Origin of the sequence: Mesorhizobium sp. M0239 (assembly GCF_040321815.1) — a bacterium.
Lineage (GTDB): Bacteria > Pseudomonadota > Alphaproteobacteria > Rhizobiales > Rhizobiaceae > Mesorhizobium.
The window spans coordinates 1-10,601 of sequence record NZ_JAMYSG010000060.1; the positions used below are offsets into that span (position 1 = coordinate 1).

8 protein-coding genes and 1 pseudogene are annotated in these 10,601 nt (G+C 60.7%); 5 read left to right on the plus strand and 4 right to left on the minus strand.

Translation table 11 applies throughout. The features are described 5' to 3' along the window. Positions 1-58 precede the first annotated feature (58 nt). The 3 genes from tnpA to NKI99_RS32860 form a co-directional block, all read right to left on the minus strand. Positions 59-439, minus strand: coding sequence for an IS66-like element accessory protein TnpA (gene tnpA, locus NKI99_RS32850; RefSeq protein ID WP_352613617.1), 381 nt, complete (start codon positions 437-439; stop codon positions 59-61). Between the two features lie 944 nt (positions 440-1,383). Next, positions 1,384-2,787 (minus strand): aspartate aminotransferase family protein, encoded by a 1,404-nt coding sequence (locus NKI99_RS32855; RefSeq protein WP_352613618.1) that lies wholly within the window; start codon positions 2,785-2,787, stop codon positions 1,384-1,386. 12 nt (positions 2,788-2,799) lie between these two features. Next, positions 2,800-4,278, minus strand: coding sequence for an NAD-dependent succinate-semialdehyde dehydrogenase (locus tag NKI99_RS32860; RefSeq protein WP_352613619.1), 1,479 nt, complete (start codon positions 4,276-4,278; stop codon positions 2,800-2,802). A 738-nt stretch (positions 4,279-5,016) separates the two neighbouring features. Between NKI99_RS32860 and NKI99_RS32865 the strand changes: the two genes are divergently transcribed. The 4 genes from NKI99_RS32865 (at position 5,017) to ltrA (ending at position 8,188) form a co-directional block, all read left to right on the plus strand. Then, positions 5,017-5,655 carry a hypothetical protein gene (locus tag NKI99_RS32865; protein WP_352613621.1) on the plus strand — a complete coding sequence of 213 codons (639 nt, stop codon included), beginning with the start codon at positions 5,017-5,019 and terminating at the stop codon, positions 5,653-5,655. After that, positions 5,573-5,971 (plus strand): reverse transcriptase domain-containing protein, encoded by a 399-nt coding sequence (locus NKI99_RS32870; protein WP_352613623.1) that lies wholly within the window; start codon positions 5,573-5,575, stop codon positions 5,969-5,971. Before NKI99_RS32865 ends, NKI99_RS32870 begins: the two co-directional genes overlap by 83 nt. Continuing rightward, complete coding sequence (locus tag NKI99_RS32875; RefSeq protein ID WP_352613625.1) at positions 5,943-6,332, plus strand: group II intron maturase-specific domain-containing protein; 390 nt, start codon at positions 5,943-5,945, stop codon at positions 6,330-6,332. Before NKI99_RS32870 ends, NKI99_RS32875 begins: the two co-directional genes overlap by 29 nt. 554 nt (positions 6,333-6,886) lie before the next feature. Beyond that, the gene (gene ltrA, locus NKI99_RS32880; protein ID WP_352613627.1) at positions 6,887-8,188 is read left to right on the plus strand and encodes a group II intron reverse transcriptase/maturase; all 1,302 of its coding nucleotides are present in this window, start codon (positions 6,887-6,889) and stop codon (positions 8,186-8,188) included. Between the two features lie 349 nt (positions 8,189-8,537). Here ltrA and NKI99_RS32885 read toward each other — a convergent pair. Continuing rightward, positions 8,538-9,294, minus strand: a pseudogene (locus tag NKI99_RS32885) (transposase); the annotation flags it as partial. Between the two features lie 492 nt (positions 9,295-9,786). On the opposite strand from NKI99_RS32885, the gene NKI99_RS32890 reads away from it, so the two are divergent. After that, the coding region (locus tag NKI99_RS32890) for a CocE/NonD family hydrolase (RefSeq protein ID WP_352613628.1) at positions 9,787-10,601 on the plus strand (815 nt) is incomplete at its 3' end.

The following is a 10,601-nucleotide window of genomic DNA, read 5'->3' on the forward strand; positions in this document are numbered from 1 at the left end:
TTGCGGAAGTCGACCGGCTTCGTCGCCACCATGACCTTGACCGCACCCGTTGGCCCGATCACGACGTCGCCTTCAGCGCGCGGATCACTGCGGCCACCGTCTTGGCATCGGCGCCCCGGCCGACGCGCATCGCAACGCCGTCGATCTCAAGCTCGATCACTCCGGCGTCTCGAGTGGCTTGCCGTTTCTGCTGCTTCGGTGAACGGCTGGCTACAGGCTCCGCCGCCGCCACAACCGCCGGCACAAAGGGAGGAGAATCTTGCTGCACCGAAGCGGCCTGTTTGCGCGCTTCGCGGCGCCAGGCGAAGACCTGCTGCGGCCTGAGGCCATACCGGCGGGCGACCTCGGAAACGACTGCGTTCGGCTCCAGCGTCTCCGCGATGATCCGCGCCTTGTCATCCACCGACCAATGACGCCGACCGCCGGCACCGTTGATCACCTCGAAACGCCGAGGCTGCCGCTCCGGGTCAAGCGTAAGGTCAAGTCCAGACACAAGCCGATCTCCGATCCCAATACAGGATCGGCAACCTCACAGATCGCGACCACTCCCGAAAGGTGGTCCCACAACAGCGCTTTACACATCAGCCGGGCCAATCACCGGTGAAAAGGGCACAATGGCCTGACCAAGTTTACCAAAACCCCAAGGCCCTTGCGTTTGATGCTTTCGGGGCGATTCGCGCCATTCGAGATGCACTGGAAAACTAAGATATGCGTGGCCGATGCAAAAACCATAGAAGTTCGACGAACGCGGCACCGCGGACGCGGTCCGCAGCAAGGCGGAGCCAATTCTAGCCAGACCTGGCGCGACCTGATCGGCTGTGACCAGCCGGTGTTGCAAGCGGTCCGCAGACTGGCGACTTGGGGCAGAGTTTCGAATGCCAACCGCCGCTTTGTCAACGAACGCGGTCGCCTAAGCTCTCGTTTTTCCTCTCTGCATGGCAGCCTCCGAGCTTCCCAGATAGGGCCTTCTGTGTCACGCGCCGTCCCCGCCGACATTAACGCGATGGACTTCGTCGAGGCGGCCAAACTGCGCGGCGAAGCCCGCGCTGGATCAGGCGAGTCCGGCGCCGGCAAATCGACTATCGGTCTGGCCTCGATGGAAATGGCCGAGGCGGCGTTCCGTGAGAGCAAACCCGTAAGCGTGCCATCCTTCGCGCCGATGGGGTCAACCCACTTTCGAGCGTCCGCAGGCAAACGCCTGCAGCTTACGCGGCGGCTTGCCGCGTGTCTCCACTCTCGGGCCTGAATCACAATTCGCTCTCGACCGTGCTGCCTCAGACGGGCGGACGTTCACCCGGTGCCCTTGGTATCAGTAGGGCTTCGACTACCTCAGCTTTCCCGGACAGGACCAATTGGACAATCTATTGAAAGCCTCACGCTTGGCTAAATGTTGAGCCGTTCTCGCGTGAGTTCATCCATAACAGCACGAACAGCGCTCTCAGCGATTGCGACAATCTCTTCGACTTCAGCTTTTGTTGTGACTAGCGGCGGAGCAAAGCCTAGAATATCGCCGTGTGGCATAGCGCGAGCAATGAGACCACGTTCACGCGCCGCCTTCGAAATTCGTGCTCCAACCTTGAGCGCCGGATCAAAGCGCTTCTTAGTTTCGCGATCGGCCACGAACTCGATCGCGCCCATAAGGCCGACGCCGCGAACTTCACCGACGATCGGCAACTGCGCGAATTTCTCCTTCAGCTGCGCTTGGAAAAAGGCGCCGACGTCACGAGCATTTCCAGGGAGGTCCTCTTTCTCGACAATATCGAGAACCGCGTTAGCCGCGGCGGCTCCGATGGGGTGACCCGAGTAAGTGTAGCCGTGCGAGAATGTGCCAACCCTGTCAGCGCCGTCTTCCAAGACTTTGTAGACCTTCTCGCCGAGGATCGCCGCCGAAAGCGGGAAATAGGCCGATGTCAGTCCCTTGGCGATCGTGATTAGGTCTGGCTCGATGGCATAATGTTGCGACCCGAACATGGAGCCTGTGCGGCCGAAGCCGGTGATGACTTCATCGGCAATGAGCAGCACGTCATGCTTCTTCAGAACGGCCTGGATCGCCTGCCAGTATCCTTCTGGCGGAGGCGTGATGCCTCCGGTGCCGAGCACGGGCTCGCCAATAAACGCGCCCACATTGTCGGGGCCCAGGCGTTCGATCAGCTGATCGAGTTCCTGGGCGCGCCGCGCCGAGAATTCGCGCTCGGTTTCGCCCGGGTTGGCACCCCAGTAATGATGCGGAACACCTGTGTGAACGATCTGCGGGAGCGGCAGGTCCATATGGTCGTGATAAAAGCTCATGCCGGTCATCGAGCCCGACACGACGCTGCAGCCGTGATAGCCGCGCTCGCGCGAGATGATCTTCTTCTTGTTCGGCTTGCCCCGCAGATTATTGTAATACCAGACTAATTTGGCCTGCGTCTCGTTGGCGTCCGAGCCGGACATGCCGTAAAAGATCTTGCTCATTTTACCTGGCGCCATTTTCACAAGGCGGTCAGATAGAATTGCAAGTTCGTCGGTCGTGTGCGCGGCGTAGGAATGGTAATATGCGAGACGGTGAGCTTGGCGGGAAATCGCCTCTGCGACTTCGGTCCGGCCGTAGCCCACATTGACGCAGTATAGGCCGGCGAACCCGTCAATGAACCGGTTCCCATACGCATCCTGGATCCGAATGCCTTTGCCCGTTTCGACGATTGTTGGGTCACCAAGCTTGCCGGTAGCGAAATCCCTGAGCTGCGTGAAAGGATGCAGGACAGAGTTCCTGTCCTTCTCGCTGATTTCTTTGAGGTTGATAGTCATCAACGCATCCTCTTAAGCTGCAAGATTTCCGAAACACGTGTATTTTGGTTCCAGATACTCGGCGATGCCGTGTTTGGAGCCTTCCCGCCCCAAGCCGGACTGCTTCCAGCCGCCGAAGGGAATGGGCGCTCCCGTGAATTTGGCGGTGTTGACCGCAACCATGCCGTATTCGAGCCGGTCGGTGAGCCGCATCGCGCGGTTAAGATCTCGGGTGTAGACATACGCCGCAAGACCCATCTCCGAATTGTTCGCACGCGCAAGCACCTCCACTTCGTCTTCGAAGGGCAGGATCGCGGCCACAGGCCCGAACGTCTCTTCTTTTGCAACCCGCATGGCGTCGGTCACATCGGCGAGCACTGTCGGCGTCACAAAGTTCCCGCCGAGAGGGCTATCCTGTGCCCCGGCTACCATTCGAGCCCCGGCTGAAAGAGCCTCCGAGATCTGCTGCCTGCATTTTTCGGCGCCAGACGCCTTGGTCATTGGACCAATGTCGACGCCGGGCTTCAACCCGTGCCCGACTTTCAGCTTGCTGGCGGCCTTGCTGAATTCTTCGACGAAACGGTCATAAACTCCCCGCTGAACGTAGATCCTGTTTGCTGCCAGACAGTCCTGGCCGGATGTAGCGAATTTGGCTGCGATGCAGCCAGCGACCGCAGCTTCCATCGGCACGTCGTCGAAAAGGATAAACGGAGCGTTGCCGCCCAGTTCGAGCGAAACTTTCTTGATGGTCTTTGCGGACTGCTCGAGCAGGATTCTGCCGACCTCGGTCGAGCCCGTAAATGAGAACGCCCTCACATCCGTATGGTCCAACAGCCGCTTGGCAAGCGGCGGAGCTTCACCGGCTATTACCTGAAACACGCCGGCGGGGATTCCCGCTTCCTCGGCAAGACGGGCAAGCGCGAGCGCCGACAAGGGGGTTTCTGGAGCGGGCTTTACAATCATGGTGCAGCCAGCGGCCAGCGCGGCTCCAGCTTTTCTAGTGATCATGGCCGATGGAAAGTTCCATGGGGTGATAGCAACAGTCACTCCGACCGGCTGCATCTGCACGGCCAGCCGACTTGCGACGAGATGGCTGGGGATTGTTTCGCCGTAAGCTCGCTCGCCCTCCGCTGCAAACCAGTCAAGGAAGCTTGCGGCATAGGAGATTTCGCCCCGAGCCTCCGCGATCGGCTTACCTTGTTCGGCGGTCACAATGACGGCCAGATCTTCCGCGTTGTCGCGCATTGCTATCGCCCACCTCCGGAGGAATGCGCCCCGTTCTGACGGAAGCAAGTCCCGCCACCGCGGGAATGCGGTTTTCGCGAAATAGACCGCATTATCAACATCACACGGTTCGCTAGCTGCCACCTGGGCCAACTCCTCGCTGGTAGCAGGATCCACTACCGTGAGGGTTTCCGGCTTCGAGAGCCAAGTGCCGTTCAGATATGAGCCTCTTTGCAAAAGGTCCGGGCGTTTGAGGCCCCCTAATGCAGCGGTTGCTGACCCTTCCATCCATAACTCCGAGTGGGGCGTTCAATTTCACCCAAATTATCCCGGTAACATCGTCGATTGGTGGCGCAGTTGCGGGTCGCTAAGCCCATTTTCTGCGAATAATCTGGTGTCGACGAACATATCCCGCCTTGCCAGAATGCTGAGTGGCCGTTGCTCGAACGACAGATGACACTTTCCGCCACGTCAACGCGATCGCCGAGAACCTAGGCAATTATAGCGCCATCTGCGGATCACGGTCATTGCCTGACCTTAGCCCGGATATCTCAGTGCGCCCCGATGACGCGTATCACCAGTGGAGGAAGGTTCCACCCAGTAGTCGATTGTCTGGTAGCTGACGAGCGGCTCCGTCGGGTAACTGGCCGGGTCGAAGCCTCGTGACAAAGGCCGCCTTGGGCGGTCGAGCAATCCGTATGGGCCCTAACGTGAGTGAACCCTGAGCAGGCCTCGAAAGTGATGATGCCGACCCGCCTGAGATTCGGGGAAGGCCGCGTGAACGGGGAAGCAATCGACATGTGCACCGGTTCGATCCGCCGGGGAATGGGCACGGCACGTCGGAAGGGTGATGCGGGCAATCGGAGGAGACCCGTTCGGCATGAGGTAGCGGCCTCAACGCAGCCGTCAGCGCGGCGGTGCCGGCGGGAGTAGGACAGGGTCATAATACCGCTGAAGCCGGTAATGCCGGTGGAGGGAAGGGCCCTGACTTCTGGTGTGCTTTCGAAGTTGGTGAGGAGGGGGTGATTGGCGATGAGCCTCGAAACACCCGAAAAGATCAGGAACCTGCAGAGGAAGCTGTATCGTAAGGCGAAGGCGGAGCCCGCTTTCCGCTTCTACGTGCTCTACGACAAGATCTGCCGTGAGGACATGCTGCGCCATGCGTATGCGCTGGCCCGCGCCAATGCGGGTTCGCCGGGGGTGGACGACGTTTCCTTCGCGCATATCGAGGCGGAAGGCGTGGAAAGGTGGCTGGCGGGTCTGCGCGAGGAACTCGTCTCGAAGACCTACCGGCCACAGCCGGTGCGACGGGTGATGATCCCGAAGCCGAGGGGCGGCGAACGCCCGCTCGGCATCCCGACCATTCGGGACCGGGTGGTTCAGACCGCCGCCAAGCTGGTGCTGGAACCGGTATTCGAGGCGGACTTCGAGGATGGTGCCTATGGCTATCGGCCCAGACGCAGTGGGGCCGACGCAATCAAGGAAGTGCACCGGCTTGTCTGCCGGGGCTACACGGACGTGGTAGACGCCGATTTGTCGAAAATACTTCGACACGATTCCGCATTCGGACCTCCTCAAATCGGTGGCCCGGCGCATTGTCGACCGGCACGTGCTGCGGCTGATCAAGCTGTGGCTGAAAGCGCCGATCGAGGAGTGGGACGGTGACGGGAAACGGCACGTGAGCACGCGCGGCACGCCGCAAGGTGGGGTCGCAAGCCCGCTGCTCTCAGTCATCTACATGAACCGGTTCCTGAAACATTGGCGGCTCACCGGCCGCGGCGAGGCGTTCCGTGCGCATGTCATCTCCTATGCCAATGACTTCGTCATCCTCAGCCGCGGGCACGCGGACGAGGCGCTGGCGTGGACACGTTCGGTGATGATGAAACTCGGGCTGACGCTGAACGAGGCGAAGACCTCGCTGAAGGATGCCCGCACGGAGCCTTTCGACTTCCTTGGCTATACGTTCGGACCTCACCGCTGACCGGAAAGACAGCCATTGGTACCTGGGTGCGAGCCCATCCAAAAAGAGCGTGCAACGGATCAAGACGAAGATTGGCGATCACTTGGTGAACGGCAACAAAGAGCCGTCGCCCGTGGTCTGCACCCGGCTGAACAGGCTTCTGCGCGGCTGGTCAGGCTACTTTGGCTATGGAACACGCTTGCCGGCCTATCGAGCGGTCGACAACCACGTCTATGATCGTGTTCGCGCCTTCTTGCGCAAACGGCACAAGGTGCAGAGACGCGGCACACAGCGTTTCTCCGACGACATTGTCTTCGGAAAACTTGGTGTCCTGCGTCTTCGACGCGTGCACGTTGGACCGCCGCCGCGTGCCTCACGATGAAACCAGTCGGAAAGCCGGATGCGGGAAATCCGCACGTCCGGTTGTGTGTCCAGCGAAGGCTGGCATGTTCAGCAGGAGACAAACCTGCCGGGGTAGAAGTCAGAGCCCCGTAGTTTGGATAGCAGAGGTGATGGAAACTGAAACTCTGAAGCCTATCGACAAAGTCTCCCCAGGGGAGGCTACGAGTCACCGGGCCGTAACAAAAGTGAACGCATTGTGGCCTCGAAAGTGAGTACCTCCAAGGGCCGAGCCCGCAACCGAAGGGCGAAGGCGACATGAACAGCCGAAATCTGACCGACGCGGCTGCTCACCTTGGCGGGGTGGAAGCGACAGCACGGTGACAAGGACATGCTGAGCAACTGGAGAAGCCCTCCTCGTCCCGGCGCGAAATCGTCGGAGCAAGGTAGGCCGTATAACCGGCGAAACCGGGAAGTCGGCCGAAGACGAGAGGGTGGCGGCTGGGTCCGTAGTAGCGATGAAGCGGAGTAGTGTCCGCGGAGCGAAGGGGCCCTGCCATTTGCAATGTCTCCAACATAGGGGAAGGCAAGGACGAGATGACAAAGGCGTCCATTGATTTGCAGGACCTGAGGCGGAGAATATACGTCAAGGCGAAGGCTGAACCGTCCTGGCGGTTCTGGGGACTATACGTCCACGTCTGCAAGATGGAGACCCTGCGCGCTGCGTATGAGATGGCCAAAAGCAACGATGGGGCACCGGGAATAGACGGGGTCACCTTCGAGGCCATCGAGGCGCAAGGCGTGGAAGCTCTGCTCGAGCAGTTACGGGACGAACTGATCGGGCGCACCTACCAGCCACTCCCCGCGCGGAGGCAGGAGATACCGAAGGACGATGGCAAAGTCCGTGTCCTCTCGATTCCCGCGATCCGCGACAGAGTGGTGCAAGGCGCGCTCAAGCTCATACTCGAGCCTGTCTTCGAGGCGGATTTCCAACCGGGATCGTTTGGATATCGTCCCAAGCGGACAGCTCATGATGCGATCAAGCGAGTTGCCGAGGCGATAGTCCAGCGGAAGACGCGGGTCCTCGACTTTGATCTGCGCGCCTACTTTGACAATGTTCGGCACGACCGGCTGTTGGCGAAAGTGGCGCAGCGGATAGACGACGCGGACGTCATGCACCTTCTGAAGGTTATGCTGAGGGCTTCTGGCAAGAAGGGCGTTCCACAAGGCGGAGTCATCTCGCCCTTGCTCAGCAACCTTTACCTCAATGAGGTGGACAAGATGCTGGAGCGGGCGCGGGAGGTCACGCGAAATGGCAAGTACACCTACATCGAATATGCGAGGTTCGCTGACGATCTGGTGATCTTGATCGACGCCTACAAGCGACATGACTGGCTGGTCGGGGCTGTGGACAAGCGGCTTCGGGAGGAGTTCGGCAAGCTGCAGGTTGAAATCAATGATGAAAAGAGCCGCACAGTGGACCTTGAGCGCGGTGAGTGCTTCGGGTTCCTGGGCTTTGAGTTCCGCTACCTCCGCGGTCTAAGCGGAGCAATGCGGCCGCATTACACGCCTAAGCTCAAAAAGCGGACGGCGCTGGTGCGGGTGCTCAAAGAGGTGTTCCGACGACACCGGTCGCAACCGATTGAACGGGTGATAGCCCTGATCAATCCGATGCTACGGGGATGGGTGAACTACTTCGCGGTGGGGCATTCCAGCGAGTGCTTCAGCTTCATCAAAGACTGGGTGGAGAAGAAGGTCAGGCGCAATCTTGCGCATGCTCAGAAGCGAAAGGGCTTCGGCTGGGAACGATGGAATAGGCGGTGGCTGTACGACACTCTAGGGCTGTTCAACGCTTATCGAGTGCGACGCGACGGGCCGAAAGTCGCCCCAGCAGGATAGGTCCCATAAGCTTTGACGTGAAGCAAATGGGGGCGCGCAATGCGGGAAATCCGCACGTTGCGTGCGACGTGGAGGGGGCTGGAGACGTGGTGTGGGTCGGGTCCCCCGGGCCACACCGGCGCGCCAGCCCTCGACCCTACTGATGAGCGGGGAAGGCACACGGAGCGATGCCAACACGGCCCAAGCCACCGCGCCCTTCCTCGACTCTACTGACTCCTCTGGGTTTGTTTGGCGCTGAGCGGCGAACAGGTGGCCGCGGGGCGTCTTTTTCACCGCGGCTGTGTCTGGACTTGTGAACGCGCTGGGGATTTGAAGCTGCCTGGTTCGACGGGGCTGCTGCCCCCGGCGGTCATGGTCCAGCGGGCTGCAGATTGCTGGCGAGGCGCCCGCGCAACAGGCCGGCCTCGGGAAAGCGGCGGCGAAGGCCAGGCGGACGCGCGAGACAGTTTCGATGACGCGGCGCCGAGCTTGAGGAGCCTGAGCCGCAACGTGGCGAACTCGGCTTTGCCAGATGATGGGATGCGGGCACCGCCTCGCGCAGGGTGAGCATCACCCAGTATGCGGCGGTGCGCAGGACGAGGCGGCCCCGGTTGGCGATTGCGAACGGCTCTGATGCGGTAGGCAAGTTGGCCCTTGTGCATCTTGATCAGGTTCTCGGCCTGGCCGCGGGCGCAGTAGATCACGTCGTACAGGTGCTCGGCCGAGCACTGTCGAGATTGGTGACGACGAAGCGGATGTCGAGGCCCATCGCGGTTGCTTCGATGCGGGCGCAGACGCGACGCTCAAGCTTCCAGGACTTCGCCTTATAGTGGGTCTCGGCATAGCCGCGCAGCACAGACTTGCGCTCGAGCGCGCGGCGCGTGCGGACGTCGTCGGCGCTCTCGTCGACGAGCCGCCGGAGAACCGTGTTGCCGGGCAGTCCGACGATGTAGTCGATGCCGTTGTCCTCACACCAGGCCATGACTTGCGCCCGGCCAATGACTTGCGCCCGGCCGTATTGGCCATCGCCACGCACCAGGGATACGGGCGGTCGGCCAACGGGCGCAGATGCGCCGCACAAGACGGCGCAGATGGCCGCGGATCTCCTTGCCCATCGGCGTCTTGCCGAGAGCGACCTGGCTGGCGCGGCGGCCCCCCACTATCATGTGCATTTCACGCCGACGCCCGCACCCCTTCGACGCCTACATCAAACTGCTGCTCGCTTCCGTGCTCGAGTGCGGAATGGATGGCTGGAAAAAGCGATCTCGGTGGGACGATGGAGAGCGCGAAAATTGAGCTTCAACACAGAACCGTTATATTGCACACGTAAACGTATCCTAATTCTGAACGAGCACTCTGCCGGATTTCGGGAAGCAGATAGGCGACGCTGAATTTGTGCCTACTCGCGCTGGAGAACGCCGATTTCCTGCGTTCGACAAGCCTGTTTAGCGTATTCGCCGATCCCCCCACCGTTATGTTGCAAGCAGTGCGCGAGGCGGCTTGCTCGCGTAGAGCGGATGCTTTGCCGAGGAGAAGTAATGAATTGTTGTGAAGACCGTACACCGAAACCTTTAGAACGACGTTATGAAGTCGTTCTGCAAACGGGGCTCCGAGTTGCTATGCGCGACGGCGTAGAACTCGCGACGGACGTCTACCGCCCTCTCGGGTACACCGGCAAACTAGCTTCAATTTTGATCCGCACGAAGTACGGCAAGGCCGCCTATCGCCTGCCCGAACCCAGCCGCCCCGTAGCCGTGACGTTCGCGGCTCAGGGTTACGCCGTGGTAGTGCAGGAACTTCGCGGACTCTATGATTCCGGCGGTCATTTCGCGCTCCTCGAGCACGATGCGAAGGACGGCTACGATACTCTCTCCTGGATCGCCTCGCAGCCATGGTCGACGGGGCGGGTCGGCACGTACGGATGCTCCGCGCTCGGTATCACCCAAGTGCTTACCGCTCAGCTATGCCATCCGGCCCATCGCTGTGCGATCATAGAGGGGGCGGGCGGCACGATGTCTGGAGATCGAAAGCGCCTGGGGGACTTGCGCTTGTGCGGGTCGCGCCTCGGCGGCGCCTTGGAGTTGAGCATGTGGGTACCCCACTTCCATCAGAGCCACGGCAAGGATCGTTCCCGGCCACAAGCGAAGACCGACGAAGAATACCAGCGTGCGTTCGCAACGCTGCCGGTCATCGACATCCTGAAGAGCATCGGGTCACCGCCCACCGATTGGGAGGACTGGGTTTCACGGGACCCTGGGGATCCCTGGTTCGATAGGTTTGGTTTCCTTCGCGAGGACTCGACAATCGACCTTCCAGCCCTGTTCGTGAACTCGTGGTATGACGTCGGTGCGGCCGACGCACTCCATACGCAACGCCTCTTCAGCGCTCGGGGAGCGAACTCTGCGGCTCGTGAGCACCAGCACATCATTCTCTC

Bases quoted from the DNA above. Each gene is read 5' to 3' on its own strand.
- NKI99_RS32860 (WP_352613619.1), bottom strand. From the start codon at position 4,278: ATGGAAGGGTCAGCAACCGCTGCATTAGGGGGCCTCAAACGCCCGGAC.
- ltrA (WP_352613627.1), top strand. From the start codon at position 6,887: ATGACAAAGGCGTCCATTGATTTGCAGGACCTGAGGCGGAGAATATAC.
- NKI99_RS32855 (WP_352613618.1), bottom strand. From the start codon at position 2,787: ATGACTATCAACCTCAAAGAAATCAGCGAGAAGGACAGGAACTCTGTC.